This window comes from Pseudoneobacillus rhizolycopersici (genome assembly GCF_054786815.1).
The window spans coordinates 56,624-83,587 of sequence record NZ_JBTOOE010000004.1 but is presented as its reverse complement, the minus strand read 5'-3'; the positions used below and the strand labels follow the sequence as shown (position 1 = coordinate 83,587).

Genomic DNA, 26,964 nt, shown 5'->3' with positions numbered 1-26,964 from the left:
GGAAAGAGGGTTGGCACTTTTTTACCAAAAGCCCCCAAGCATGCGGATATCGGCAGTAGGACGTCGAAGCGAAAAGCGAGTCTCATTTCACACTTCTCACATCCAACTTAGGGAGGGCGAGTGGTGTGCACGATTACATCAAAGAGAGAACTATCAAGATTGGAAAGTATATCGTGGAGACGAGGAAAACAGTTCGCACGATTGCGAAGGAGTTTGGCGTATCCAAAAGTACAGTCCATAAAGATTTAACGGAAAGGCTTCCTGAAATTAATCCCGAGCTGGCAAATGAAGTGAAAGAAATTTTAGATTATCATAAATCCATTCGCCATTTGCGTGGTGGCGAAGCGACGAAGCTGAAATACCGTCGTGAAGAAAAGGAAGAAACGCTCAAATAGGTTAATGGGAGTGTCAGGGTACCGGGGACACTAGCAGCATCAGGTCATCCCAGGATTACTAAGGTCGAATAGTAGCACCCTTAGTAGCACCAGGTTCACCTTGGTCAATTGCGAACGAACCTAGGCGGAACTGGCTGCAATTTTACCAAAAAATTGCTCAGCTCCATATAGAACCGGGCATAATTCCCTATGAAATCCACGAATTTAGACAAATTTCAACAAAAATTATGAAATCATTATGGTATTCCTCCTGATTATGATAAAATATTCAATTAGGATAATCATTGGTTCGTCTAGAATAATTAGCCAAATTATGAAGCATATAATTAATAACCATCAGCGATAAACTATGAATAAATAATTATTTTGGGACTTTACATGGAATCATTTATGGACTCTATGTAGCTCTAGACAACCCGTTTCAAGGAGGAAAGAAAGACAATGTTTGCTAGGGATATCGGTATTGATTTAGGGACTGCGAACGTGCTGATCCATGTAAAGGGTCGCGGGATTGTGTTAAACGAGCCGTCTGTGGTGGCAATTGATAAAAACACGAATAAGGTTTTGGCGGTGGGTGAAGAGGCGCGCCGCATGGTCGGACGGACTCCGGGTAACATCGTGGCGATTCGCCCGCTAAAGGACGGAGTCATCGCCGACTTCGATGTAACCGAGGCAATGCTCAAGCACTTTATTAACAAGTTGAACGTGAAAGGCTTTTTATCGAAGCCGCGCATTTTGATCTGCTGTCCAACAAATATTACAAGTGTCGAACAAAAGGCGATTCGCGAGGCAGCTGAAAAAAGCGGCGGGAAAAAGGTTTATTTAGAAGAAGAGCCAAAAGTGGCGGCAATCGGGGCCGGAATGGACATTTTCCAGCCAAGTGGAAATATGGTTGTTGATATTGGAGGCGGGACGACGGATATCGCAGTACTATCCATGGGTGACATCGTAACGTCCTCCTCCATTAAAATGGCCGGCGATAAATTTGATATGGAGATTTTGAACTATATCAAACGTGAATATAAGTTATTAATCGGTGAACGGACGGCTGAAGATATTAAAATCAATATCGGCACCGTGTTCCCAGGCGGGCGCAACGAGGAAATGGAAATCCGCGGTCGTGACATGGTCAGCGGTTTGCCTCGCACACTGACCGTTCAATCAAAAGAAATCGAACAAGCCCTACACGAATCCGTTGCGGTCATTGTCCAAGCGGCGAAGAGCGTGTTGGAGCGAACACCGCCTGAGCTATCGGCTGATATCATCGACCGTGGTGTAATTTTAACCGGCGGTGGTGCGTTACTGCACGGCATCGACCAACTGTTAGCCGATGAGCTGAAGGTTCCGGTACTTATCGCGGAAAATCCAATGGATTGCGTCGCGATTGGAACGGGAATTATGCTGGATAACATTGACCGTCTGCCGTCGTCTAGACGCTTTGGGTAATAGACATAGAAAGATGGAACCCCCATTTGGGTCCGTCTTTTTTTGTTTTATGGTAAAATTGTAGCAAGTGGCATGGTCAGTTTTTTTCGAAAAATGACCGTGGACGAAAAAAGTTGATGTGGAAATGGGAATAATTTTTTATAATAGAAGATATGTGTGTTAGGATATCAATGGACATCCTATACGAATAGTGTTTAAAAGGAGTTACCAGCCATGACTTTGGATCGCGAACAGGTGAAGACGCGCGGGGAAATGAAGAAATTCCGCGAGCTTGAAAAAGATATTGAGACATTGCGCGAGAAGCGGAAGAAAATTCGTGTCCGTCTTATTCCGGTGTGGGTAAAAGTTGTGATTGTGTTAGTTTTGACGGCGCTAAGCGTATTAGCGGGACTTTTGGTCGGCTACGGCGTCATTGGGAACGGTCGGCCGTTTGATGCGCTGCAGACAGAAACATGGACTCATATTTTGGATATGATAAATAAGAAGTAGAAGGGGTTTATCGATGAACCTCTTCTTTTTTGTTGCTTTCATTTAGGTTCTTTTTGTACAATAGTTTTAAAACCTATTATTAGGAGGAGGTACTAAACCATGCTAGATATTAATCAAATCAAAGAGATCATTCCCCATCGCTACCCGTTTTTATTAGTCGATAAAATTTTGGAAGTGGAAGAAGGTCAACGGGCAGTCGGAATTAAAAACGTTACCGCCAATGAAGACTTCTTTAACGGGCACTTCCCGGACTACCCAGTGATGCCAGGTGTGTTGGTCGTGGAAGCATTAGCGCAGGTTGGTGCAGTCGCGATGTTGATGAAAGAGGAGAACAAAGGCCGGTTGGCTTTTTTCACCGGTATTGATAACTGTCGAATCCGCGGACAAGTAAAGCCGGGCGATCAGCTCCGCCTCGAAGTCGAAATGACCCGCGTCCGTGCATCCATGGGCAAAGGCAAAGGCATCGCCTACGTCGACGGCCAAATCGTCTGCGAAACCGAAATCATGTTCGCCCTAAAATAATAACTGTGAGAAACACTTTAGCACTTTAAAGCAAGTGGGGACTGTCCCCGAGTTTTTTAAAGCACTAAAGCACTAAAGTGCTTTAGTGTTTTAAAAAATACACTTGCTTTAAAGCGCTAAAGTGTTTTTTTTATTTTGGATGCAAGTTCGTTTCTTTTTAGGGCAAGATAACTCAAGACCGATAATTCGTTGTAGGTCCAAATTAACATGAGGAAAGAAGGGGGCTCTTTTGATGAGCAAAAAACTATTATCGATTTTAGGGGTTTCGGCGTTAGCCGCGATGTTAATGGTCGGTTGTAACAATAATGATGATAATGATCTAAATCCACCGCCAGAAAACAATAATATGTTAAATAACAACGACCGTGTTGACGATGATGATAATGATAATGATTTAGACATGAATGACAATAACAACCTTAATGATCGCAATAACGGTTTGAACAACAATGGTACGACCGGCAATAACGGCATGAACGGAACGAACGGTACAGGTACAACAGGCAATACAGGAGCTGGGACCACAGGTGCGACGGGAACAACTGGTACGACTGGCACAAATGGCCCAAACAATCCAGGAACGACTAATAATAACGACATGTTAAATAAAAACAAAAAATAAATAAAACGTTTCTGTCTTTTAATACGAATGATGACAAACCATCGCTCGCTCTGGGTACAATCTTCCAGGGCGTTTTATTTTTATACATATTTTAAAATCATTAGGGCAATTTAAATAGCACAGGTTCATTATAAAATCTTCTACGATAAGAAAGGAGCAATCGGCATGAAACAAAAATTATTATCTTATTTAGGTGGAACAGTTTTGTCCATTTCCCTTCTTTCAGGATGTGCAATGAATAATGATAATGACAATGATAACCAAAATCCGCCCCCGGAAGATGTTAGAACGAACATGAATGGAAATGATGTTCGCAATGATGTGGATGACCAGTTGACCAACGACCATTATCCAGAAAGCGAAGACATTAACACACCAAGTGATAAGGATCCATCAAAGGACCGGAATACCCCGCAAGAGGATATCGTTGAGGATGATATCGATGCAAGAGACCGTGACAATAAAGATGAATAAAGTGATTTAGGGCAGGTGCTTTAACCTGCCCTTTTGCTACTTTTTTACAGGAAGGTTTGAAAGTTACTAATAATGCTTAACTTTTTTTTTACCTCGGCAGTTATTTGTGGTAACATGGTTGACAGGGTAGAGATAAAGTTTGGGAGGTACTTTTACAACAATGTTTAAAGATCTTTCACCAGGCATAAAGATTAGCATTACGCGTTCCATCTCAACGGTGTTTGAGCAATATATGAACCGCATTGATTGGAATGAGTCGAAAATGGATATGGCCGCATTTTTAGCGGAATGGCGGGAGTATATTCATAATCAAGCCTCTTGGTATGATAAACTAGCTGATGATATTAAAAATAACCCCCAATTCCACGAGGAGTTGGCGGAGAAAATGGAAGAAAGCATTGATAAGATTTTATCCGAGGAGCCGACGGAGGCGCAAATGGATGAAATTGCTGCGTTGCAAAAGGAAGCGCGGGAGGAGTATGACTATTCCTGCAAAACGGAAGCAAAGTACGTTATCGAGAAGCTTAAGGAAATCGTAAAAAAAAAGAAGAGCAGCTAAAGCCAGCCTCTGAGAAGGATTTGAAACTGGCAGAAATCCTTTATTTTCGAACGTTTCAGAAGGAGCTTCCGAACCTGAAATTTAAGCAACAAGACATTGAGTATATTATTAACCAATTAATGAGCTATCCGGAGATGGACGTTTTTGATAGTGATTTGCTCAACTAAAAAACTCCCAAGACGGAGGTGACAAATAAGGAAGGGAATTGAAGTTTGTACTCCTTTCCGTCTTTGTCTACTTCCATAGTGAGGGAGTTTACTTTTTGGTTTTCTCTAGCACGGGTCTCGTTTTCATTTTATCTTTAAATTCCTGCATAAGGGCTGAGCCATCCAGGCCTTTTTGGAGGAGATGGTCCAAAAGCTGCTCTGCATAATTATTCCTTGCTCGCTTGAGGATGCCCTCAAACAAAATGCTAACATGCTGGCCCAATTTCTTCACTGAGCAAACCTTCGTTTGGAACGTAGCCGGATCATTTTCCTTTTTCGTAATGACTACTTGGACAATCAAGTCTTGCTTTGAATCATATGCACTTTGGAAAAATGGCAGATGAACATCAGAGGTGAAGGCCTCAAGCAGCCAGCTATTTTTTTCATCCTCACGGTTAATAATCAGTCCATCCTCTAACGGAATGTCCAGAAGTCCCGTATCCTCAACAACCTGCAACGACACCAACTTAAATGTCTTCAACCAAGCAAACCCCCTTCACATAACCTTTTAACCTACTACTACCATTATACCACACACCAAAAAAGCCACCAAAACCCTTTACCACTTTAAAGCATGTGGGGACAGTCCCGCTGTGCTTTAACGCGGTGAAGCATGTGGGGACAGTCCCCACATGCTTTAAAGTGGTGATGTGTTAAAGGATTTGTCGAATTTTCTTTGTCGATTTTGCACTTTTTATGTAATTTTATATTTTGAGGCCGTTTTTGGTGGCTTAGAGGGGATAAATAGAGGAAATTTTAGCATAATTGCCGTTCAAAATTAAATTTTGCTGATTTTACATAGGAAAATGAAAAAAGTAAGATGAAGGTAACAAATGGAAAGGAGCTAGATTATGATTAATCAAGTGACGCTAGTAGGACGATTGACGAAAGATCCAGATTTAAGAAAAACCCCAGATGGGACACCGGTTACGAATATCACGTTGGCTATCACCCGTCCTTTCAAAAATCAAAATAGTGAGTATGAGGCTGATTTTGTTCAATGCACGCTCTGGAAGAAGACCGCTGAAAATACAGCCTATTATTGTCGAAAAGGTTCGATTGTTGGCGTAACGGGAAAAATTCATACGCGGAATTACGAAAATCAGGAAGGGAAACGAGTTTATATTACCGAAGTGCTTGCTGAATCCGTTCAATTTCTAAGTAGGCGCACACCCAATGAAAATCAGCCTCCAGCCAGACAAGAAACCCAACAACAAGTGGCAAAGGTGACAAACCAGCAATATCAACAACCTCAACAACCCCAAGAGCAAAATTCATCTAGAATCGAGAACAGCAAACCAATGGAGCCAATGACGGAGCCAGTTCGTATCCCGATGCCAATAGAGGAGGGTGCGAATGTTACAACCTCAGGAAGAATGTTCTGATCGGTTAGAAAGTCTGCTTGGCAGTTTGATTAAAATGCTAGGAAAAACAAATGAACGGGTAGATAATCTCGATCGGCGCATTCATCAAATGGAATGGGCAATTCGCGAAACTTATATGGCGACACAGGAAACGGGCGGCAAAAGTCTTTACGGCGTTTATAGCAATTCGCCAAATATATAACCCCGCCGCATGACTATTCTCCCCAATAGAAAGATATATCATTTCCCCCATTACTCCCCAAACATCGGCAACTATTAGAAAAAGCCAGTTTGATAGAATGGCTATTTGAAAATAGACTGCCACTTTTTTTGACGTATTTTCTCTATACTCTTGGTAATAAAAGTAATTAACGTATGTTAGTTTTAAAAAAAACAAACCCTTTAGGCTTTAAAACATGTATATTGTTTAAAGCACCAAAGCACTTTAGTGCTTTAATGCTTTAAACAACTTGGGGACTGTCCCCACATGCTTTAAAGCGCTAAAGGGATATGATGTTTCAACTCCGTTCCGCCGTCCCGTCCTCTTAGTGCTAGGTTAGGTGGACGAGTTGGCGGAGGTCTTCGGTTGAGAGTTCGGTGATCCAGTTTTCGCTTTGGATGACTTGGTCGTTCAAATGCTGTTTTTTCTCGAGCATGTGGTCAATCTTTTCTTCCAATGTTCCAGTGCTGATAAGCTTGTGAACATGGACGAAACGATCTTGGCCGATCCGATAGGCTCGGTCAGTTGCTTGATTTTCCACAGCCGGATTCCACCAACGATCGTAGTGGATAACGTGGTTGGCAGCCGTTAAGTTCAGCCCGGTTCCGCCCGCCTTCAATGATAACAAGAACACCGGGAACTCTCGGTTTTGGAATCTTTCAATCATATCATCTCGCTGCGCCTTCGGAACGCTGCCGTTTAAAAACGGAACCTCCTTGCCAAAACGCTGCTTCACGAGCTCACGAATCATCTCGCCCATTTCGATATATTGCGTAAAAATCAAACAACTTTCATCGCGCTCCAGCACGTTATCAACGATTTCCACGAGTTTTTCCATTTTTGCTGACCGGTCGAGCAACTCAGCCTCGCCCGTAGCCCGTTCCTTTAAATACAACGCAGGGTGGTTGCAAAGCTGCTTTAAGCGCCCAAGCATTTGCAGCACAAGCCCACGCCGCGCCATCCCCGCCGCATTTTCAATCTCAACAAACGTATCCTTGACAAGCTGCTCATAAAGCGAAGCCTGTTCCGCGGTCAACGGACAATATTCCTTCTGCTCCAGCTTATCCGGCAAATTCAAGGCAACGTCCTCGTCCTTTTTCGTCCGCCGCAGTAAAAACGGTCGAATCAAGCCCTGCAGCTCGCGAATTTTTTCCTTCTCATCATCGCGTTCAATCGGAATAATGAACCGCTTTTGGAACTGTCCGAGGCTGCCCAAATAACCATGGTTCGTAAAATCAAAAATCGACCACAACTCAGCCAAACGGTTCTCCATCGGCGTCCCCGTTAACGCAATATGATGCTTGCCCTTCAGCTTACGCACCGCACGCGACTGCTTCGTTTGTGCATTTTTTATATTCTGCGCTTCATCAATCGCAATCGTATTCCAGGTTAGCACAGAAAATTCTTCCTCGTCCAAATGGGTCAAGCCGTAGGAGGTTAACACCACATCGCTCGCCTGCGCCCGATCACGAAACGCCTCTTCCTTCAGGCGACCCGAACCATAATGCAAATACACATTCAAGCTTGGTGAGAACCGTTCAAGCTCCTTTTGCCAGTTGCCAAGGACTGAGGTCGGGCAGATGATGAGTGCCGCTCGGGTTTCAGCAGATTTTTCACCGCCAGCGCTGCGAGTGGACCCAGCTCCTTCAGTCTTCACCGCCAACAAATACGAAATCAATTGGATTGTTTTCCCGAGCCCCATGTCATCGGCCAAAACAGCGCCAAATCCATATTTTCGTAAAAATAACAGCCAGCTCATCCCAGTTAACTGATACGGCCGTAACTCGGCTACCAGCCCTTCAGGCACTGGCGCAAGTGGTAGCTCCTGAAGCTCAGAAAGCTGGTGAATCATCGTTTTCCACTGGCGATTCAACTCGATTTGAATTTTCGCAAACGCCTTCGGATTGTCGCTCACATCATCTAAACCGTCGCCATAAGCATCCGCGCCAACCATTTCCTGCTCAATCAAATCACGGACATGCAAGCCTTCTTTTTCCGCCCGTTTCATCAGGTCTTGAATTTGCCGAATAAAAGAAGGGTCCAATTTGACCCAGCGCCCACGAACATAAACGAGCCGCCTTTTTTCCGAAACAAGCTGTTGGAATTCGTCCTCGCTCAAATCGACACCGTTCATCGAGAAACGCCAATCGAAATCGAGCATCGCTTGTAAGCCAACAAAGGACGGTCGATGGCTCGAGCCACCACCTTTAACGCGTGCCTTCACCTTCAGGTTGGCGTTCTTCATTGCATCCCACCAGGCCGGCAGTAGAATTTCGACACCCAAGCTCAATAGCGTTTCACTCGCTTCGGTTAAAAAGAACCACGCCTCTTCTTCAGAGAGATAACGTTTCAACGTAGGTGTGGCATCATCCACCTCGACAAGCTCTTCACCAAACCCGCCAAACCCATCCAACCATGGAAAAATTTTCACCCAACGGGCCTGGGTATCGCGAACCACATCCATAAACTTCTGCCATTTCGCCGGCAACGCACCGATCTCGTAAATTTTATCTGGATTCTTTCGTTCGCGCACGAACGTTTCGAGCGTCCAGTTGGCCACTTCGGAGAGCGCGGGTTCACCGCCGCCCACAAACGATTCTTCAATGGCTGCGCTGAATTCCGGTTCATCAAGGCGCAGTCCGACAGTAAATGGCACATCGCTTTCCTTCAAGCCAATCCACTCAAGCCACATGTCTTCGTCGAAATACGAAGATAAGACGCCTTCGGGAAAGCTCTGTTTTTGTAAAAGCAACAGCTTGTCACCAAGCCATTTTTTCATATCTTTATGTAAATGGGCGTTCAGCGCATCGTGAAACCAGGCCGCGATAAAGCCACGCACCGATTCGTCTTCCCAAAACGAAACATCAAATTCGTCCTGGACGCGGCGCGGCAGTTGCCAGCGGAATTCGCCCGCCTCGAGCGCGGCAAAATCGGGTAGCCAGTCTTTTTCGGAAATCGCCTCGTGTATCGCCGGAGCTGCCGCGAGGCAAACCTCGGCGAGCTCGTCCCAATGCCATTCGATAAACGGGTTGAACTTTTCATGGGCGAACAGGGTGACGAGCTGCCAGCCATCGAGTACGACGCTGTCACCCTTCGTGTCGAGAAACGCTCCGTAGAAGCTTTCGCGGTGGGTGCCGAACAATAGGTTTTTCCATTGCTGCACGGGTAGGGGAGAGCCTAACTCCTGCTGGGCGTTGGAAAACTCTTGGGCCGAGACGGCATATTGTGCGTTGTCCCATTTTTCCACAAAGATGATTAATGATTTGTTTCTAAGCATCGATTAGTTTCCCCCTGACGCACTCTTGGTGGAAGGCGCGCAGTCGTTTCGTTCGGTCGATTAACTGCGGTAGGAATTCGTCCCATTCTGAGGTGCGTTTCAGTTTTTTGTAAAGGGTGCGCAGCTTTTTGAGCTGGCGGACGGCTTCTTTGTAGCCAGGTCGGTTTTTTAGGTCGATTTGTTGCTGGATTCCTTGGTGGTACAGGATGACGAGTGTTTCTGGGCTCATTTCGCCGAGCACCTTGATGCGGTCGCGGCCAATCCAGGTTAAGTCGACGCCGATGTAGGCCTGGAGGGCGGACCAGCGTTCGTAATCGCCGGTTTCGAATAAAAAGTTGTCGTACGAGACGTAGCTGTACGGTAGCATGCTGACGAGCGCCCGCTCGTAAAGGTCGTTTTGGTCGGTTTCACGGCAAAACGGGACGATGGTGCGTAGGACGGCATGCGCGAATTGCTGGGCTTGCTGCTCGGTATGATAGGAAGCTAGGCGCCCTTTGGCAAACCCAATAAACGGTTCGATATAGGCTTTGATGCGTGTCCATTCTTTTTTGACGTTCAGTAGGTCGAGCCAGTAGAACATGTAGGGAACGGTCGGCTCGCCAAGTTCACGGATTTTTTCGAGTGCCTCCGTGTCGCGGCCAAGTAGAATATATAGATGCGTTTCGGCGAGTATTTTTTCAAAAATGTTGCTGCCGGCGATGTCGGCCAGTTCTTCCTCGCGCCATTCCTTTTCACGGAAAAAGGATGTCCATAGCTGGCGGTAGAGGATGATTCGTTCGACCGGGAAGGTGCTGACGTTTTCAATCAGGCTGTGCGTATCGGCACGAAGGCCTTTTAAAAATGGATCGAACGCGAACGGTTTTGCCTGAACGCCGAGCTTTTTAATCAGCTCCTCAGCATCATCGGTTAGGTCGTCCAGTAGCGGCGAGAAGTAGCGCAGCGCCTCTGGTTGGATGTCGTCCAGTTCCACGGTGAGATCGAGGATTTTTTTAAACGTGAAGACGGTTGCGACGAGCTCATACAGCAGATTCCATTCGCGTTCGAGTGGCGCCGACGCCCGAATTCGCCGTTGGTAGACTTGGAACAGCTCATTTAATACGTACGGGTTCGGAATTTTTTTCGGCGTGAGAATGGTTTGAAAGCTTTCGTCAAAGGCATTGATCCAGCTGTCGTAATCGGATTTGAGAGCACCTCTTGTTTTGAGTAGGTCTTTGGCGCGCTGCAGTCCCATTTGCGTAGCAAGTTTGGTTAGTTTGATCGGCTGACGCCACTTTTGGACCCATTCGGACACGCTGGAAACTTGGGAGTAGGCTGCGAAAAAGACGGCGAGCTTGTGCCGGCAAATCCCGTGATGCGGGCAATCGCAATCGCTTGTATCAAAAAAGGTCAAATCGAGGCGCACCTTGACCGGCGTGACGTCCTGCACGGTCGCGTGGACCTGATCGGCTTCGAATTTCATCTGGTAAACGAGCCCCTGGCGATATAAGAGCATTCCCTTTTCTACGAGCTTGGCGTCCTCCTCGGAGTGCGGCTCCAGACGCGAGCTCAGCTCTCCGGCTAAGAGTTCCAAGTCTTCCTCGATGTTGTTTGGTGGTTCATACCCCATCAGGTATCATCTCCTCGTTTGGGTTGTTAGTGTTGTGTTGGTAGCGTAGCGGCCAAGGTGTCTGGCTCTTTGGCCTGGCCGCCTTTTGTCGGAAAAAACCATATTCTTTTATTATACCTAATTTTGGGGTCGTGCGGTACTTGGAAGTGGGGGAGCAGGTAGGTTTGGGTTTATTTTTTTGTAAAAGATTTTGGCAAGCTTGAGGAGGTTAGGGGAGTTCGATGAATTGTTTCCCATACTTTGGTGGTTGGTGGTGGTTTGGGCATGACATGGTCAAAGTCAAAGTCAAAGTCAAAGTCAAAGTCATTCCGAAACTCGGTGGATAGCAAGAGTTTGGGAATAACATCGCCAAGGTCATTCCCAAACTTGGGTGATAGGTGGTAGTTTAGGAATAACATCGCCAAAGTCATTCCCAAACTTGGGTGATAGGTGGTAGTTTGGGAATAACATCGCTAAAGTCATTCCCAAACTTGGGTGGAAGTCGGAAGTTTGGGAATGAAAACCCGAAGTTGATTCCCAAACCCAGCCGACCAAAAAAAGTTTGGGAATCAAAAACCAATCAAGAGCTGGATCTACCCAAAAATAACAAGCTGAGACATCAAAAATCTACAATCTCGGGTCGATTTCGCTTTCTTTGCTTTCTTCGAATAATAGGTTGGCGACGGTTTGTTTGAACTTCCTATTATCCGGACTGATTTCGTCGAGACGAACCCGGAGCATTTCCATGCCAAGCTTGTGTTCGGCCAGGGAGGCTTGAAGCTTTTTCTTGATGCTCTTTTGCTTGATTAATTTTTCATATTTATGCGGGAAGCCGTAGTTATAGCCATAGACGAGGGTGAGATATTCCGAGTTTCGCACCTTCATAAACGGAACAACCTCGGCGCCAGCACCAATACCTGCGTCATCACTAAAACCAGTTCCGGCTCCAATACCTGCGTCATCACTAACACCAGTCCCGGCACCAACACCCGCACCATCACCAACACGCAACTCAGGCTTAATCACAACGCCCTCCATCCCGCGTTCGGTTGTTAATTTTTCAAAAAATGCCCTGGCGCGAGCATAGGCACCGTCTACGCCCAAATCCACAACGAGATACTCATCGTCACTAATCAATGAGAAAATCTCCGAGGCTGCCCGCGTTTCGCTTGGAATCTCTTCGCTTCCGTCCGTGTAAATGATTTTTAACATAGAAAAAGGCTTATACTCCAAATCGGCATCGTGAGCGTAAAGTTCGAGCTGCTTGCGATAAACGGCAGCGGCTGCGTCTTGCTCCTCTAAAGCGTGCCAACCCGCCAATATTTCCTTCAAATCCTTGAAATTGTTGTAGTCGGCGAGGCCAAATTGCTCAACGAGTTGCTTTTTCGGTAAGCGCGATCGGACAGCCTCAAAGTCGCTCGCCTCATAGCGCCCAACGAGATCCCCCAGATGCTGTTCGAAACCAAACTCTTTCAAAAAAGCAATCTCCGTTTCAAGGGCGGTTCCGATGACCTCGAATTGTTTGTCGATGAGGCCTTTGCCGAGGGCTTTCCATGGCAGCAGCTCGCCGTCAAAAATAATCATATCAGCAGACCACGAGTCCATGAGCGGCGTGAATTTTTCCAATAGCCCAGCAAACACCCCGCTCAAATCGACCTTGGTAATCTTGTAGCCGTTACGACTAGTGGCGTAGCAGCGCTCCAACTCGCGCGCCAAATACAAATTACAGCGCGAGCCCATGTACTTCGGCTGCAGCACGACCTCACTAACGCCGTGGTTGCGGAAATAATCGAGCCCCTTCTCAAGGCTTTCAAGCTCACCACGATGAAAATTTTTGTCAGCCGGGCTCATCGTCCCGGAAATGAAATTAACTTTGTTCCGCAGCACATAGTTCAGCCGTTTTTCATCGGCTTCACTGAGCTCGACCAACTTGACCTCAGCGGCGGCGCCCGTTTTGCCCCGTGAAAACGCCAGTTGCAACTGGGCAGAACCAGTCCCTCGTCGCGATGCAATCGATTTGAAGAACGGCTTGAACCCGCCGAGTGCCACACTTGTTAGCACACCGCCAGCCACACAACCGGTATCGATGCCAATTTTATTTTTCACGCGAATGACCTCACGGGTAGCGACATGGCCAAACACATGATACGGGTAGCTCGATTCGCTCTCTTCTTTTAAAAATAACAACTGTGACTCCATCTCGGAGCCAAACTCGGTCGCAAACCGGCGTTGTTCGCGACGTGACAGAGGATCCATTTTACCAATATAACGATTGTAGCAAGGGGCATGGGTGACATAAAAGCTGGAATTCTCGGCCCCAATCAAGCGGTAAAAGTCTTTCGAACACGCCACCAGATCCAGAAATTTTGCGCGCAGCCCGGCGTCCTCGGCCAACACCGGAATCGAATCGAAGAAGTTCGCTAGCAAATCCGGGTCGACAGTATGAATCTCACCGGCCAAATATTTACTAACGAAGTTTTCGTGATTTCCTTTTGTAAAATAGAAATAGTCACGATTTTCGTAGAGAAATTCAATCGTCGCAGCGGTGTTCTTGCCTTTATCAATAAAATCGCCAATCAGCAGAAATTTTTTGTTGCCGCTCTTGGCGGTTGGCGTGATTTTTCCATCGGCAGTGATGTCAAAACCATGGGCCGTAATCAGCTCCTGCAGTTCGTCCAGACATTCGTGGACGTCGCCGACGATGATGTAATGGTGGTCGTGCGGCAGCAGGTGCGATAAATACTCATCGCGGTCCTCGACAACGACATCATATTGCTCGGGTGCGAAGAAATTTTTCTCGCGAATCCGATGGATGTTGGAAAAATCACTCCGTCGTAAAGTCGGCAACACATCGCGGCGCAGGCGGTTGACGTGGTTGGCAATCAGCTTTTTGCTGCGCTCGGAAGCGTAGTAGTCGCGGATATTGCGGTAGTCGAAGACAATCGCCTCGAGCCGGTAATGCTGCTCCTGGGCGATGGCGACGACCTTTTTGCGAAAATCTTCGGCAAGCCCGGTCGTGTCAATGATGACAAAATCGGCGTTGATCGGGAATGTCGTCACGGCGCGGAGCTTGGCGAACAGCTGGTCAAACGCCTGACCTGAAGCCTCGAGCATTTTCGAATCGTATTTATCGTACGGATGGCCGAGCAGTTCTTGGCGAATCTCATCACTTGATAAGTATTGCACGTTGCTAATATAGTTTTTCTCCGCATCAGCGAATTTCAGCTGTGGGAGGAGGATGTTTTTCGCAAACGTGGATTTGCCGCATTCGGTCGGACCGATTAGCATGAAAATCGTGTGCAGCTTGGTCGTGAGTTTCATAGCATTTCCTCCTTTCGTGTCTGTTCTTCCTTCCGCGTCAGAACGGCCCCTTGCGTTGTGTGAATTCCGTTGACCTTGTCGCCAATTCCTTGGTAAAAAATGTCCCAGCCGGCTGGGGTGATTTTTTCAAGCCAGTTGCGGAATTCGGGCTCATTCATTTCCCACTGGTGATCATCATGGCGCAGCTCAATTTGGTAGAACTGGTTGAAATCGCGATTCGGCGTTGTGATGATGAGTTTGTTGACGTCCAATCGACCGGTAACATTGGTCAGCAGCTCTTGGGCAGCTTCGACCGGCATATGCTCGATGACCTCGGTGACAATAACGTCAAAGGTCTCCGCCGGTTCGGTTTCGAGAAAATGGTCCAACGATTCATAGAGAATGATATTTTCGAGCTCTAGGCGCTTCGCCTTTTGAGCGACTTTCGTGCGCGCAACTTCGTCGATGTCGATAGCATGGACGAAGAGGGGGGCGATTTTTTTACTATAAGGAATGGTGTAAGCCCCCTCGCCGCAGCCGAGGTCGACAATTGACGGCCCGAACCCGAGATGGTCGGTGATCCATTCCTTGCGCTGAATCGCGGTGTTGCCAAAGGCGAAGTCGATTTCGTAGCGCGTTGTGTCCTCGAGTAGCCCTTTGTAGCGACGGAAGCGGTCGCGTTTGGTGAGGACATTTCGGGCGAACAGGTAGCGAATGAAAAATGGCGCATCGATGACGTTCAGGTTGCGGATGTATTTTTCAATCGTGTCGTCGGTGATGTCGAACAGCGTCCGGCTCATCAGCGAAAGGAACAGGAATAGCGAGTTGCTGTAATTGAATAGCTCGTAAATCGATCTTTGCGTTTTGATGGTGATGCGGTAGTTTTCATGGGCCAGCTCCTCCCAGCCCAGCTCGTAATCCGGGAAGTGGTGCTGGAAAAACGCCAGGTAGCGCTTGTTTTCGACGCCGACGAGGTTGACGGTTAGGGTGTGCTCGTGAGCGGATGTGGCCAAGTCCGGGTCCGGAGTCGCACCTGCGCCCGTGCTCGAGCTCAGGTCGTCCTGATGCTGCTTTTTCGAAGCGCTACTGAAAAAATCAGCCACCACATTAAGCGGGAACAATGGCGTGTTGTAGCGGGAGACGTTCAGGTACTCAAAGGCCTCCTCCTTGCCCTTCGGATAGGAAACCTCGTTGTCGGCATCCTTGAAATACACATTGTAGGTGTGATCGTCTGAAAACCAGCCGAAAGCCTTCCCCTTACGGACACTCTTCACAAGCATCCCTGACAGCGGGTTCTTGCCAATCACATACGAAAATCGCGGATTCGTCGACCGCAATTGGAAAATAGCCATTAGAATTCAACCCCTCCTCACATAGATAACTTCCATTATAAACCAAAAAATCCAAACAACCCAAACCCTTTAGCACGTTAACGCTTTAAAAAATGTGGGGACAGTCCCGCTCCACTTCACAGCGTTAAAGTGTTAAACTACACCTTTCCCTCGCGCTTCCACATCACCGCGTTAAAGCGCTGCGGGACTGTCCCCACATGCTTTAACGCGGTGATGTGGAAGCGTTTTATAATCAAGTACTATTTTCCTATATTAATTTGATAGATTTCTGTTTATTATAGTTTTGGTTAGTCTATAAAACTAACAATTCTAAACAATGTTAAAAAATTATGGGAATTGTGAGGTTGATTGGATGTTGCGTAAGCATGGTAAGCAATTAGTTAGTATTGCACTATCTTCAGCTCTAGCTTTGGGCGCATTTGCAGCACCGTTTAGCACGAACTTTGTGCAAGCAGAAACTACTAATATCAAAGTTCAATTACTAGGAGTAAATGACTTACACGGTCAGCTAGATTACAAAGAATCACTAGATTTAGATAAAGATGGGACTAAAGAAACACCAATCGGTGGAATTGAATATTTAGCAGCCTATCTAAAAGCACATGAAAAAGAAAATCCAAATACGTTGATCGTTCACTCTGGGGACATGGTTGGGGGAAGCCCGCTTATCTCTGCGGCGTTCCAAGATGAGCCGACGATTGAAATTTTAGAAGCGATGGGCTTTGATGTTGGAACACTAGGAAACCATGAGTTTGACGAAGGAATTGCAGAACTTCGCCGTATGGTCAACGGTGGCGACCACCCTAAAGGAACTAAAGGCTATGACGGCATCGATTTCCCAATGATTGCGGCTAACGTATATGACAAGTCGGATGGCAAATTAATTTTAGAACCATATGCCATTAAAGAAATCGGTGGCGCGAAAATTGGTTTCATCGGGGTAACTACGCAGGAAACACCATCCATGATCGTACAGACCGGCAACGAAAACTTACAAGTCACTGACGAAGTAGAAGCCATCAACAAATATACAAAAGAACTTCAAGCGAAAGGAATCCAAGCTATCGTCGTGTTAGCCCACAACCCGACTTGGCAGGATAACAACAACTCAGAGTTCGACGCTGGCGCGATTGCTGAAAAAGTGGACGATGCCGTTGACGTGATTTTTGCCGCTCACAACCATGTAGAAGTTAATAAGGTAGTAGACGGCAAATTAATCGTTCAAGCGCAATCTTACGCGAAGGCATTCGCTGATGTAGACTTAGAAATCGACCCAACAACAGGCGATATTGTGAAAAAAGAAGCAACAGTTCACCAAGTATTCCAAAATAAATATGAAGCCGATCCCACTGTGACGGCCATTTTAAAGAAATACGAAGATATGGTTAATGAAGTGAAAGCAGTTGTGGTAGGGGAAGCGAAAGCTGAAATGGCTGGTAAGTACCCTGCACGCGGAGCTTCTGGTGACCACGGAATCGGAAACCTAATTGCGGACGGCATGAAAGCAGCAATGAACGCGGACTTCGCGATGATGAACGGCGGTGGCGTTCGTGCGGCGTTAGATGCAGGCCCAATTACATTTGGTGACCTATTCACGATTCAACCATTCGGTAATACCATTGTAAAAACCTATTTAACTGGTGCAGAGATTAGACAGGTGTTAAATAACCAAATCACGGCTAAAGGCCTAGATTTCCAAATTTCTGGGTTCAAGTACACGTGGAACGGCAAGTCTAACAAAATCGTAGATATCATGCTTCCAGATGGAACAAAGATTGATGAATCAAAAGAATATTCAGTAGTTGTGAACAACTATATGTTCGGTAATGCCCAATATGAAATCGGCAAATTAGCGGATGGCAAGTTCGAGCAAGGTCCGGAAGATATTGAAGCGACCGTTAACTTTGTAAAATCTTTACAAGGCCCAATTGATTACAAGTCAGAAGGCCGTATTTCTGAAGTCATCCCAACTTTCACACCGTTTGTAGACGTACCTGCTGATCACTGGGCATATGGATTTGTCACAGACTTACGTGAGAGAGAAGCGATTAAAGGTACAACGGATACAACGTTCTCACCAGATGCAGGATTAACTCGTGCGCAGTTCGCATCCTTAATCGTGCGCGCTCTAGGGTTGAAGGCTGGCGATGCAGCTGTTCCGTTTAAGGATATTGCGAAGGTTGCCCAAGGCACTCAAGCAGAAATTGCAGCTGCATTCCAAAGCGGGATTATCGTTGGAACATCTGAAACGACATTCGAGCCATCTAAGCCTATCACACGTGCGCAAATGGCAACGATGATGATCAGAGCGTACAACCATATGAACAAAGTGGAATACAAAGCAAAAGATGCAGCTAACTTCACTGATATCGCTGGTCTAGATGCAGAAGTACAAAATGCTGTTTCATCGGCAAAAGAACTAGGATTCATCCAAGGCTACGGTGAACTATTCAAACCAGGCCAAGGTGCAACACGCGCACAAGGTGCAAAACTACTATCACTAATCCTAACAGCAAAATAATCAACACACACACAAACAGAAGCGGTACCCACATACGGGTACCGCTTTAGCACTTTAAAGCATGTGGGGACAGTCCCCACATGCTTTAAAGCGGTAAAGTGTGGGTGTGGAAAGCGTCTTTGTTTGTTCATTTTTTGAGGTTAGTAGTATTTTCCTAGTATTGTATAATTAGGGAGGGATGGAGGTTTTTATTTGAGGAGGGTGTAGGATGAGGAAATGGGGCTTTTTGTTGTGGTTATTGTTATTAGTTATGCTTTTTCCAATGAATGGTGGTGCAGTGGAGGCTGCCAGCGGGGATGCGAATGAGTTGATATCTGGCGGCATTAAGGCGTCCTCCAAGACTTTTACGATGAGTGGGACAAACCGTCATGCTTTTTCGTTTGAGGCGAAGGGTGAAACCCATGTATTGATTTCGATTCGAAATCAGAACAAGGAAGACGTAAAGCTAATCTTTGATAAGCCATGGGGTGGTGGTAAAATCACAGCCTTTTGGGATGGAAGAGTGGAAGATGGCAGCTACGCATCTGCTGGGAATTATCAGCTACTGGCTAAGGTGACGAGAGAAAAGGGTTCTGCAACGAGAACCTTTGACTTTAAGGTCGTCGATAAAATTGCTCCAACGATCAAAATATTGAATTCTAGCCTTTATTTTTCACCAGCAATAGGAAATACGACGTTAACGATTCCATTCGAACTAAATATAGAAGCAAAGGTTACCGCTGTCATTTATGACCAGGCAGGCAAAAAAATGGCTACCCTTGCTTATCGAAAACCATTTCAACCCGGACAGCAGACCCTAAGTTGGACGGGCAGTACGCTAAAAAAGGATGGAACCTATCAGTTGGCGGTGACTTCTGTTGCAGTAGGTAATAAAGTAAGTGGAAAGAAACTGACAACAAAGGTAATTATCGATAGCCAAAAACCGAAAGCATCACTCTTGTTACCTGGGACCATTTTTAGAATGGATGGTTTAGGCAACTATAAAGCACAATTATTGCTGTCGGAAAAAGTGACCGCAAACGTTCGGATTGTGAACAGTAAGGGTGAAACGGTGCGTGAGCTGGCCAAGCAGACGGCCTATTTCGCGGGGACGGTGAACCTGCTTTGGGACGGCCTGGATGTGGATAATGCGGTGAGTCCAGAGGGGGAATATCGCTATTCTCTTGAGATGAGCGATTTGGCTGGTAATACGATGACGATGGAGGGAAAACCGTTTACCCTGCAACATTGGCAAACACCGAAAGTAACCTCTTTGGAGAACGTTGACATCCTTCAGGGGACACAGATTACCGTTCCATTTACAATCGATAAAGGCGGTAAGGTTACGGTCGAAGTGTTGAAAGGGCAGCAAGTGATCGCAGAAATTTTGCAAAACAAGGAAGTAGCCTTAGGAGAGCATAGCTTTGCCTGGAATGGCTATGGTATTTGGCCCGGAACGTATCAATATCGGATTACGCTGAGTGATTCGTATGGGCTACAAGGCATTTTCGTTGGTAATATATCGCTTATTTCAACTGAGATTAAAATTGATGCTCCTGAAACCGTGCAGTTTTTGGATAGTGGCAACAAACGGGCGGAGGTTTTTTTCGAGATTTCTGAGAAAGCAACAGTTTCTATTGATATTGTTGATAAAAATGGCTACAGGCAGAAATCGGTTTGGAGAAATCAAGTGATTGAAAAAGGGGTTCACAGTTTCAGTTGGAACGGAAGAAATGATAGTGGTAACGTGGTAACGGAAGATGACTATGTATATATTATTCGAGCGAAGAACGAACAAGGTGTGGAATTAAAAAAAGAAGGCAAAGTTTCTAAAAAACAATATCCATCATGGTTATACTCACAATCGATTCATTTTGCTCGCGATAGTGAAGGTCGGGTGCTTTTGGTAGGACTCACTGCTGAAACAGCGCGCGAAATTAAACTAAAGTTATTGGTACACCTGTCTTTGACAGATATGAGAGTTCTCGACCAAAGAGAATTTATCCTTAGCAAAGGACCGAATATTGTCACTTATGCCAAACCTGAAACCACACCGTTCGCCTACTCATTTATCTATGAAGATCACCTAGGCAACCGCTACACCTACATCAAAGACGAAAAATAAAACACCAACACATTAACGCGGTGAAGCATGTGGGGACAGTCCCCGCATGCTTCACCGCGTTAAAGGGGTAAAATTTTTGGTTGGAGGATGTTTGCATTATAAAATGAGATATTTTACAATCATTTTAGAAAATGGGCATACTATGAAAAATGCTAGACTGAAGGTTTAGACGTATTACAACTTTATAACAATCAGAGAAAATGCTATGACCATTAGGTTTTTTTCGATATAATAGCATTTGGATTTTATTATTTGTGCGTTAACGAGGGGAGACCCGGAGAGTCTAGGACAACCTGCCCACCGACCTCCTGCCCCGAGTATAGAAAAGGAGACAATTCATATGTCGAAAAAGCTTTGTGTTATTGGACTAGGATATATTGGACTACCGACGGCGGTTATGTTTGCCAACCATGGCCATAAGGTCCACGGAATGGACATCAACGAAAAAGCTGTCAACATGATTGCGAAAAAGCAATTACATATAGAAGAAAATGGGTTACAGGAGCGCCTCAACGAAGCGATTGACAGCGGCAACCTGACCGTATCAACAAGCCCGGAAAAGGCCGACGTGTTTATCATTGCCGTTCCTTCCCCAATTAATCCGGACAAAACGGCGAACCTTGAATACGTTCGTGCCGCAACAAGATCCATCGTTCCATTCGTGGAAAAGGGCAATCTAGTCATCCTCGAATCAACCGTGCCACCGCGCACCGTCGAGGACATTATGCTACCAGTTTTAAAAGAAACCGGCCTGGAAATCGGCACTGATATATACGTATCGCATTCACCAGAACGCGTCATTCCTGGTCGCGTGTTCATTGAACTTGTGCAAAACGACCGCATCGTCGGCGGGATTAACGAAGAGTCTAGCCGCCTAACAGTTGAGCTTTACAAAACGTTCGTCCAAGGCGAAATTCACGTGACCGACGCCACCACGGCGGAAATGGTAAAGGTCATCGAAAACACGTACCGCGACGTAAACATTGCGTTTGCAAACGAGCTAGCGAAGATTTCTGAGAAAATTGGAGTGAACGTATGGGAAGCCATTAAGCTGGCAAACCACCATCCGCGCGTAAACATCCATCTACCAGGACCTGGCGTTGGCGGCCACTGTATCGCGGTCGACCCATGGTTCATGGTTGAGTTACAGCCAACCCTTGCTAAAATGATTCACTTAGCACGGACAACGAATGATAGCATGCCAGAATACACGGCGCAAAAGGCGAAGCGTCTACTTGATGCGCGTGGCATTCAACATCCACGGGTAGCGGCATTTGGACTTGCTTTCAAAGCGAACATCGACGACATGCGCGAAAGCCCGTCGCTTGAGGTTATCCATCACTTGGTGGAGCTTGGCTTGGACGTGTCAGCGTACGATCCGCATATTAAGGATAATAAAATTGCGCAACAAACGCAGTCATTGGATGAAGCAGCCAATCATTCTGATATGATTATCATCTTGACGGAGCACGCAAACTTCAAGGAACTTGATCCAGCGACCATTGCTGATAAAATGCGCACGAAGCTAGTCCTTGACGCGAAAAACTGTCTAAACCGCAGTGTCTGGGAACAAGCCGGCTTTGAAGTTTTCACACTTGGAGATTCGAAAAATAACTAAATGGGGAACATACAAACTGGATGGGCATGGGCATCTAACCTAAGCACCATCCAGTTCCTTTAACGCTTTAAAGCATGTGGGGACAGTCCCCACATGCTTTAAAGCGTTAAAGTGCCCAAATACCAATTAAAGGTGATGAACTCATGAAAGAATCTATACTTGGCGTGGATGTGTCGCGCGATAATTATGAGTCGCTTACGGCGAAACTTCTTCAGAAGATTGACAACAAGGAGAAGGCGTTTATTGTCGCGATTAATCCCGAGAAAATTATAAAGGCTCAGGAGGACGAGTCGCTCCGCCAGCTCCTCAACCGTGCTGACTTCCAAATACCAGACGGGATTGGTGTCATTCTTGCCTCAAAATTCAAGGGCGGTCAGATTCGCGAGCGGGTGACGGGGATTGATATGATGCTGAAGCTTTGCGAAGCGGCGGCACAGCACGGTAAACGCATCTTTCTATATGGTGGTAAGCCGGGTCGTGCGGATGAGGCGAAAGCAAAGTTAGAAGAAATGTACCCTGGCATCCAGATTGCCGGTACACTGAACGGCTATGAAAAGGATCAGCAGGTGGTCCGCGATACGATCAACGCGTCGCAGGCGGATATTATTTTTGTCGCGCTGGGTAGCCCGGCCCAGGAAAACTGGATTGTCGCCAATAAGGAGCAGTTGCATCCTTGTGTGTACCAGGGGGTCGGTGGCTCGTTTGATGTCATTTCGGGTAAAATTGAACGCGCCCCTGAGTCCTTTCAGAAGCTCGGCCTCGAGTGGCTGTACCGCCTTCTAAAAGAGCCATGGCGGATCAAACGCCAAGCGGTCTTGCCTCTATTTTTAATCCGAGCGATTACCTCGAAAAAATAGGTATTGGCGGTTCGAAATATTTCCGAAAAGGTTCCAATTTTGTCGGAAAAATGAGGATTTGGACTTAGCTAATTGATAGTCAAATGGTTATAGGAATTCTCGGAAAAACAGAAAAATTCTCTAAAAAACGAGACTTTCTCCCTTGCCAACAGTTCCATAAAATTCTTTTTGGATTTCATTAAAATCTATTTGAGTAATATGACTATTAATGGTAATATAGAGTTGTAACAGAAATTTATTTCCTTCTGCTTTTGCATAGAATCTCGGTTGGTAGCCCAGTAGAAAAGACACCTGTCTAGAAATAGATAGGTGTTTTTTCTGTCTTAATAGAGAAAAAGAAACGCCCAGTCTCCGAGCTGAGCGTTTTTTTGATGCCTGTGATGTTCCTATCTTTCCTCCACTTGTGGTGGGTAAGCGCGCCATTTTGATAGGTCCACATGTTCTTTGGTAAGCATTTCTTTTGGGAAAATAAAGGTCCAAGGTTTGCTGCTAAGTGCTTTTACACTGAAGTCTTGGAGTTGGAAAATTCCCTTGGCAACTACTTCCCCTGTGGCGTCCTCGATAAAGAGGGGAAGTTGTTCGATATGAATGTCTTGGGAGCTCCCATTGCGTATAAACAAGGTAATGACCAGGCTTCCATTTGGTGCGACTTTTCCACTGATACCAGCCAAGTTCACTTCACCAGGTTGTGGTGATGGAAGACTTCCCAGATGCTCGGTTAAGCGATCTTTGTCCTCCTGGGGAAGTTGCTTCTCCCAGCTTTCGGCCAAATCTAAACGGTTTTTAGGCAGTAATTCGAACGCGAGCGTCCAGCCTTCTTTTGGCAGGGTTTCAACCTGTAAATCAGACTGGTGAAAATGGAAGGGCCACGGACGGCTGCTATGTGGTGGGAGCGGCCCGAGTTCATTCAAATTAAACACCTTGCTACCTAATCTTTCTCCGTCAGGGCTCATCAGGACAAGGGATGTCGCTCCAAGCTGAACAGCCTTTGGCATGGAATTTCGAATAAAGGCAATGGCAAACCAATTATCCCCATCTTGTTTAATTTCAATTCCAGATAAAGCTAATTGATGGGGCGGAAGAGCTGGCAATTGATTATGTAAAAAGGTGAAATAATAATTATCCTCAGTGGAAATCTGCATATTTGGGTGAAAAGATAAAGAAGTTGTAACCATTTCCTCATTTGAATCTTGACCCTGAGCAATCTCCTCATCACCTAAAAGATCCCTAGAATCCACAACACTATCTGAGCCCTGCTTCTCAACATTCTTATCCTTTTTCTTAAAAAAAGACAACATATACACCAAAACCTCCTAATCAAATAAATCCTTTAACACGTTAAAGCACTGCGGGACAGTCCCCACACGCTTTAACGCGTTAAAGTATGTGGGGACTGTCCCCACTTGCGTTAATGCGTTAAAGGGTTAAACGGATGTGGCTGGTTTCTTTGGCTACGTCTTCTTCTAGGTTGTGGTACATGATGGTGAATAGTTCAAGGCCTTCTCGTTCGAATTGGCGCATTGGGTCTTCTTGGCTATAGTTACGCAGTCCCACACCTTCTTTTAGACGCTCCATTGCATCGATGTGGTCAAGCCAATGAATATCAATGAGCGAAATAAGCATCCGTCCAAAAATTTCTTGATGGCTAGAGCTATCGCGGGTAGCACGTAAGGATTCTAAGTAATCCTCCAAAATTGGCTGTACGAAGTTGCGTAGTTCCTCTTTGATCGGTAAGTTCTCAGGAAATGTTACATCACGGTCGGCGAAAACCCGGACTAAATCATGCTCCAGACCGTTTAAATCCCAGTTTTCCGGAATGGATTCCTCATTACAAACCTCATCGAATATGCGATCAACATAGCTAATAATCATTGGTTCGATAATTGGAAGCTGGTCCTTTTCTTCAAGAACACGGTTGCGTAGCTCATAGATCGTACGACGTTGATCATTAATGACATTATCAAGTTTCAAGTTATACTCGCGCTGCGAGAAACTCGCACCCTCGCAAATTCGCTGTGTTCGATCGACAAATTCCTTCGCCTTTTTATTGCTGATCAAACCAGTCTCATCATCAACTGAATTGGCTACGATGCGTTTGACCTTTTCCAACTCTTCTTCGGCGAAACGCTTAAACATCTCGTCTTCCAGAGAGATAAAGAAACGCGATTTTCCTGGGTCACCTTGACGTCCAGAGCGTCCCTTTAACTGATTATCAATCCGGCGGGATTCATGGCGTTCTGTTCCAATCACATATAAACCGCCGAGCTCCTCGACCCCATCTCCTAGGCGAATATCAGTACCACGCCCAGCCATATTGGTCGCAATCGTAACTTGTCCCTTTTGCCCAGCCTTCGAAATCAAATCAACTTCCTGTTCAAGGGTTTTAGCATTTAACAGTTCAAACGAAAGGCCTTCCTTGGCTAGGAACTCAGCAACTTTTTCTGATTGTAAAATAGACGTCGTCCCAATTAGCATAGGTTGTCCAGTTGCATGGATACGCTTTGCTTCCTCAGCTACGGCTTGATATTTTTGCTCAATCGTCATAAAAATAAAATCGCTTAAATCTTCGCGTGCAACGGGACGATTTGTTGGGATTTGAATAACATTCATGCCATAAAGTTCTTGGAACTCTTTTTCCTCCGTCTTTGCGGTTCCCGTCATACCAGACAAACGTGGGTAGAGGCGGAAATAGTTCTGCACGGTAACAGAAGCTTGCGTTTTGTTCTCGGGAGTGACCTCTAGACCTTCCTTGGCTTCAATCGCTTGGTGAAGCCCATTGCTTAGGCTGCGCCCCTCCATTGGACGTCCGGTAAACATGTCAATTAATAGCACCTTTCCATCTGATACGATGTAGTCAACGTCGCGCTTAAACATGACACGGGCGCGCAATGCTTGAATGACATAATGGTAGAGTGTTTGATGCTCTAAATCATAAAGATTATCAATGTTAAAACCTTTTTCAATTTTGGCAATGCCCTCATCTGTTAAATTTGTTGTATTGGACTCAACGTCATGGATAAAATCCTCATCCAAAACGAAGGTTTTTACAATCCGTGCACACAGATAACTCAAATCAGAGCTGACATCTGTTTTACCAGCAATAATCAATGGGGTCTTCGCCTCGTCGATTAAAACGCTGTCCACTTCGTCAACAATGGCAAAATGGAACGGGCGTTGTACGCGGTGGCCCACCTCAAACACCATATTGTCACGTAAATGGTCGAATCCAAATTCGGTACCGACGCCATAAGTAATATCGGCGAGATATGCCGCCTTCTTCTCGTCACCTTCCATCAGCGGCAAGTTAAGGCCAACAGTCAAGCCTAGAAACTCATGAATTTGTCCCATTTGCTCGCTGTCGCGGCGTGCTAAATATTCGTTTACCGTAATAACGTGAACGCCTTTTCCTTCTAATGCTCGTAAATAGGAAGGTAATGTGGCCACTAGTGTTTTTCCTTCACCCGTCGGCATTTCGGCGATATTTCCCTCCGCCAACACGAGCCCGCCAATAAGCTGAACATCGAAATGACGCATGCCGAGGACGCGTTTTGCCGCCTCCCTAACGGTCGCAAACGCTTCAACCTGAATATCGAAAATCGTTTCACCAGCGGCCAATCTTTCTTTAAAATCGGTCGTTTTGGCGCGAAGTTCATCGTCGCTAAGGGCGGCAAACTCCGGCTCCAACGCATTAATCTGATTAACCGTTTGATAGTACTTTTTCAAACGTTTGCTATCATCCATCCCGACCATTTTTTTGAAATAGTTTATCATTAAAGATCTCTCCAATATTTACAATTTCCATAGAAATAGTATGCACTCATTTACATAAAACAGTATAACACCGATTGAAACATGTTTCACCCCTAAACCAAACACCACCCGCGCCACCAGAAAAACACCCCAACACATCACCGCATTAATGCATGTGGGGACAGTCCCGCTACGCTTTAACGCGGTGAAGTGTGTGGGGACTGTCCCCACATGCTTTAAAGGGTTAAAGGGGTTTGTTACTATTTTCCCATTTTGATAGAATATTTGAAACCTTTTCCAGTT

The 26,964-nt window shown here is 45.9% G+C and carries 21 protein-coding genes; 14 read left to right on the top strand and 7 right to left on the bottom strand.

What is annotated here, in order from left to right; all coding sequences use genetic code 11:
- The first annotated feature begins 125 nt into the window (after nt 1–125).
- From spoIIID to ACX9YW_RS06090, 8 genes are all read left to right on the top strand, one after another.
- A complete protein-coding gene (gene spoIIID, locus ACX9YW_RS06125) occupies nt 126–395 on the top strand; it encodes a sporulation transcriptional regulator SpoIIID (protein ID WP_460343410.1) in 270 nt (89 codons plus the stop codon).
- A gap of 441 nt (nt 396–836) precedes the next feature.
- A complete protein-coding gene (locus tag ACX9YW_RS06120) occupies nt 837–1,841 on the top strand; it encodes a rod shape-determining protein (protein ID WP_460343407.1) in 1,005 nt (334 codons plus the stop codon).
- 213 nt (nt 1,842–2,054) lie between these two features.
- Nucleotides 2,055–2,330 carry a DNA-directed RNA polymerase subunit beta gene (locus ACX9YW_RS06115; RefSeq protein WP_460343404.1) on the top strand — a complete coding sequence of 92 codons (276 nt, stop codon included), beginning with the start codon at nt 2,055–2,057 and terminating at the stop codon, nt 2,328–2,330.
- 99 nt (nt 2,331–2,429) lie between these two features.
- Nucleotides 2,430–2,852, top strand: coding sequence for a 3-hydroxyacyl-ACP dehydratase FabZ (gene fabZ, locus ACX9YW_RS06110; RefSeq protein ID WP_460343401.1), 423 nt, complete (start codon nt 2,430–2,432; stop codon nt 2,850–2,852).
- A gap of 232 nt (nt 2,853–3,084) precedes the next feature.
- Nucleotides 3,085–3,474, top strand: a complete 390-nt coding sequence (locus tag ACX9YW_RS06105) for a hypothetical protein (protein ID WP_460343398.1) — start codon at nt 3,085–3,087, stop codon at nt 3,472–3,474.
- A gap of 165 nt (nt 3,475–3,639) precedes the next feature.
- Nucleotides 3,640–3,948 carry a hypothetical protein gene (locus ACX9YW_RS06100; RefSeq protein ID WP_460343395.1) on the top strand — a complete coding sequence of 103 codons (309 nt, stop codon included), beginning with the start codon at nt 3,640–3,642 and terminating at the stop codon, nt 3,946–3,948.
- A gap of 160 nt (nt 3,949–4,108) precedes the next feature.
- Nucleotides 4,109–4,507, top strand: coding sequence for a hypothetical protein (locus ACX9YW_RS06095; RefSeq protein ID WP_460343392.1), 399 nt, complete (start codon nt 4,109–4,111; stop codon nt 4,505–4,507).
- Nucleotides 4,508–4,527: 20 nt separating this feature from the next.
- Nucleotides 4,528–4,674 carry a hypothetical protein gene (locus tag ACX9YW_RS06090; RefSeq protein ID WP_460343389.1) on the top strand — a complete coding sequence of 49 codons (147 nt, stop codon included), beginning with the start codon at nt 4,528–4,530 and terminating at the stop codon, nt 4,672–4,674.
- 88 nt (nt 4,675–4,762) lie between these two features.
- Here ACX9YW_RS06090 and ACX9YW_RS06085 read toward each other — a convergent pair whose 3' ends face one another.
- Nucleotides 4,763–5,194, bottom strand: coding sequence for a YwpF-like family protein (locus ACX9YW_RS06085; protein WP_460343386.1), 432 nt, complete (start codon nt 5,192–5,194; stop codon nt 4,763–4,765).
- Nucleotides 5,195–5,564: 370 nt separating this feature from the next.
- On the opposite strand from ACX9YW_RS06085, the gene ACX9YW_RS06080 reads away from it, so the two are divergent.
- Nucleotides 5,565–6,098 (top strand): single-stranded DNA-binding protein, encoded by a 534-nt coding sequence (locus ACX9YW_RS06080; protein WP_460343383.1) that lies wholly within the window; start codon nt 5,565–5,567, stop codon nt 6,096–6,098.
- On the top strand, nt 6,070–6,279 hold the full coding sequence (locus tag ACX9YW_RS06075; RefSeq protein WP_460343380.1) for a hypothetical protein: 210 nt from the start codon (nt 6,070–6,072) through the stop codon (nt 6,277–6,279). Before ACX9YW_RS06080 ends, ACX9YW_RS06075 begins: the two co-directional genes overlap by 29 nt.
- A 349-nt stretch (nt 6,280–6,628) precedes the next feature.
- On the opposite strand, the gene ACX9YW_RS06070 is transcribed toward ACX9YW_RS06075, so the two are convergent.
- From ACX9YW_RS06070 to ACX9YW_RS06055, 4 genes are all read right to left on the bottom strand, one after another.
- Nucleotides 6,629–9,574, bottom strand: a complete 2,946-nt coding sequence (locus ACX9YW_RS06070) for a DEAD/DEAH box helicase (RefSeq protein WP_460343377.1) — start codon at nt 9,572–9,574, stop codon at nt 6,629–6,631.
- Nucleotides 9,567–11,180 (bottom strand): SWIM zinc finger family protein, encoded by a 1,614-nt coding sequence (locus ACX9YW_RS06065; protein WP_460343374.1) that lies wholly within the window; start codon nt 11,178–11,180, stop codon nt 9,567–9,569. Before ACX9YW_RS06065 ends, ACX9YW_RS06070 begins: the two co-directional genes overlap by 8 nt.
- 606 nt (nt 11,181–11,786) lie before the next feature.
- Nucleotides 11,787–14,480 (bottom strand): metallophosphoesterase, encoded by a 2,694-nt coding sequence (locus ACX9YW_RS06060; protein WP_460343371.1) that lies wholly within the window; start codon nt 14,478–14,480, stop codon nt 11,787–11,789.
- Nucleotides 14,477–15,811 carry a class I SAM-dependent methyltransferase gene (locus ACX9YW_RS06055; protein ID WP_460343368.1) on the bottom strand — a complete coding sequence of 445 codons (1,335 nt, stop codon included), beginning with the start codon at nt 15,809–15,811 and terminating at the stop codon, nt 14,477–14,479. Before ACX9YW_RS06055 ends, ACX9YW_RS06060 begins: the two co-directional genes overlap by 4 nt.
- 352 nt (nt 15,812–16,163) lie before the next feature.
- Here ACX9YW_RS06055 and ACX9YW_RS06050 point away from each other — a divergent pair, with 352 nt between their 5' ends.
- The 4 genes from ACX9YW_RS06050 to ACX9YW_RS06035 all read left to right on the top strand — a co-directional run bounded on the left by ACX9YW_RS06050 (nt 16,164) and on the right by ACX9YW_RS06035 (nt 22,911).
- Nucleotides 16,164–18,332: a 5'-nucleotidase C-terminal domain-containing protein gene (locus ACX9YW_RS06050; RefSeq protein ID WP_460343365.1), complete on the top strand. Its 2,169-nt coding sequence runs from the start codon at nt 16,164–16,166 to the stop codon at nt 18,330–18,332.
- Nucleotides 18,333–18,540: 208 nt separating this feature from the next.
- Nucleotides 18,541–20,436 carry a FlgD immunoglobulin-like domain containing protein gene (locus ACX9YW_RS06045; RefSeq protein WP_460343362.1) on the top strand — a complete coding sequence of 632 codons (1,896 nt, stop codon included), beginning with the start codon at nt 18,541–18,543 and terminating at the stop codon, nt 20,434–20,436.
- A 340-nt stretch (nt 20,437–20,776) separates the two neighbouring features.
- Nucleotides 20,777–22,054 (top strand): nucleotide sugar dehydrogenase, encoded by a 1,278-nt coding sequence (locus ACX9YW_RS06040; protein WP_460343359.1) that lies wholly within the window; start codon nt 20,777–20,779, stop codon nt 22,052–22,054.
- 143 nt (nt 22,055–22,197) lie between these two features.
- Nucleotides 22,198–22,911, top strand: coding sequence for a WecB/TagA/CpsF family glycosyltransferase (locus ACX9YW_RS06035; protein ID WP_460343356.1), 714 nt, complete (start codon nt 22,198–22,200; stop codon nt 22,909–22,911).
- A gap of 386 nt (nt 22,912–23,297) precedes the next feature.
- Here ACX9YW_RS06035 and ACX9YW_RS06030 read toward each other — a convergent pair whose 3' ends face one another.
- Nucleotides 23,298–24,209 (bottom strand): accessory Sec system S-layer assembly protein, encoded by a 912-nt coding sequence (locus ACX9YW_RS06030; protein WP_460343353.1) that lies wholly within the window; start codon nt 24,207–24,209, stop codon nt 23,298–23,300.
- A 118-nt stretch (nt 24,210–24,327) separates the two neighbouring features.
- Nucleotides 24,328–26,682 (bottom strand): accessory Sec system translocase SecA2, encoded by a 2,355-nt coding sequence (secA2, locus tag ACX9YW_RS06025; RefSeq protein ID WP_460343350.1) that lies wholly within the window; start codon nt 26,680–26,682, stop codon nt 24,328–24,330.
- Nucleotides 26,683–26,964: the final 282 nt, after the last annotated feature.

What these genes read in the sequence shown, in the direction of transcription:
- ACX9YW_RS06120 (WP_460343407.1), top strand. Translation starts at nt 837, where the DNA reads ATGTTTGCTAGGGATATCGGTATTGATTTAGGGACTGCGAACGTGCTG.
- ACX9YW_RS06115 (WP_460343404.1), top strand. Translation starts at nt 2,055, where the DNA reads ATGACTTTGGATCGCGAACAGGTGAAGACGCGCGGGGAAATGAAGAAA.
- fabZ (WP_460343401.1), top strand. Translation starts at nt 2,430, where the DNA reads ATGCTAGATATTAATCAAATCAAAGAGATCATTCCCCATCGCTACCCG.
- ACX9YW_RS06105 (WP_460343398.1), top strand. Translation starts at nt 3,085, where the DNA reads ATGAGCAAAAAACTATTATCGATTTTAGGGGTTTCGGCGTTAGCCGCG.
- ACX9YW_RS06100 (WP_460343395.1), top strand. Translation starts at nt 3,640, where the DNA reads ATGAAACAAAAATTATTATCTTATTTAGGTGGAACAGTTTTGTCCATT.
- ACX9YW_RS06095 (WP_460343392.1), top strand. Translation starts at nt 4,109, where the DNA reads ATGTTTAAAGATCTTTCACCAGGCATAAAGATTAGCATTACGCGTTCC.
- ACX9YW_RS06080 (WP_460343383.1), top strand. Translation starts at nt 5,565, where the DNA reads ATGATTAATCAAGTGACGCTAGTAGGACGATTGACGAAAGATCCAGAT.
- ACX9YW_RS06075 (WP_460343380.1), top strand. Translation starts at nt 6,070, where the DNA reads ATGTTACAACCTCAGGAAGAATGTTCTGATCGGTTAGAAAGTCTGCTT.
- ACX9YW_RS06070 (WP_460343377.1), bottom strand. Translation starts at nt 9,574, where the DNA reads ATGCTTAGAAACAAATCATTAATCATCTTTGTGGAAAAATGGGACAAC.
- ACX9YW_RS06065 (WP_460343374.1), bottom strand. Translation starts at nt 11,180, where the DNA reads ATGGGGTATGAACCACCAAACAACATCGAGGAAGACTTGGAACTCTTA.
- ACX9YW_RS06060 (WP_460343371.1), bottom strand. Translation starts at nt 14,480, where the DNA reads ATGAAACTCACGACCAAGCTGCACACGATTTTCATGCTAATCGGTCCG.
- ACX9YW_RS06055 (WP_460343368.1), bottom strand. Translation starts at nt 15,811, where the DNA reads ATGGCTATTTTCCAATTGCGGTCGACGAATCCGCGATTTTCGTATGTG.
- ACX9YW_RS06050 (WP_460343365.1), top strand. Translation starts at nt 16,164, where the DNA reads ATGTTGCGTAAGCATGGTAAGCAATTAGTTAGTATTGCACTATCTTCA.
- ACX9YW_RS06045 (WP_460343362.1), top strand. Translation starts at nt 18,541, where the DNA reads ATGAGGAAATGGGGCTTTTTGTTGTGGTTATTGTTATTAGTTATGCTT.
- ACX9YW_RS06040 (WP_460343359.1), top strand. Translation starts at nt 20,777, where the DNA reads ATGTCGAAAAAGCTTTGTGTTATTGGACTAGGATATATTGGACTACCG.
- ACX9YW_RS06035 (WP_460343356.1), top strand. Translation starts at nt 22,198, where the DNA reads ATGAAAGAATCTATACTTGGCGTGGATGTGTCGCGCGATAATTATGAG.
- ACX9YW_RS06030 (WP_460343353.1), bottom strand. Translation starts at nt 24,209, where the DNA reads ATGTTGTCTTTTTTTAAGAAAAAGGATAAGAATGTTGAGAAGCAGGGC.
- secA2 (WP_460343350.1), bottom strand. Translation starts at nt 26,682, where the DNA reads ATGATAAACTATTTCAAAAAAATGGTCGGGATGGATGATAGCAAACGT.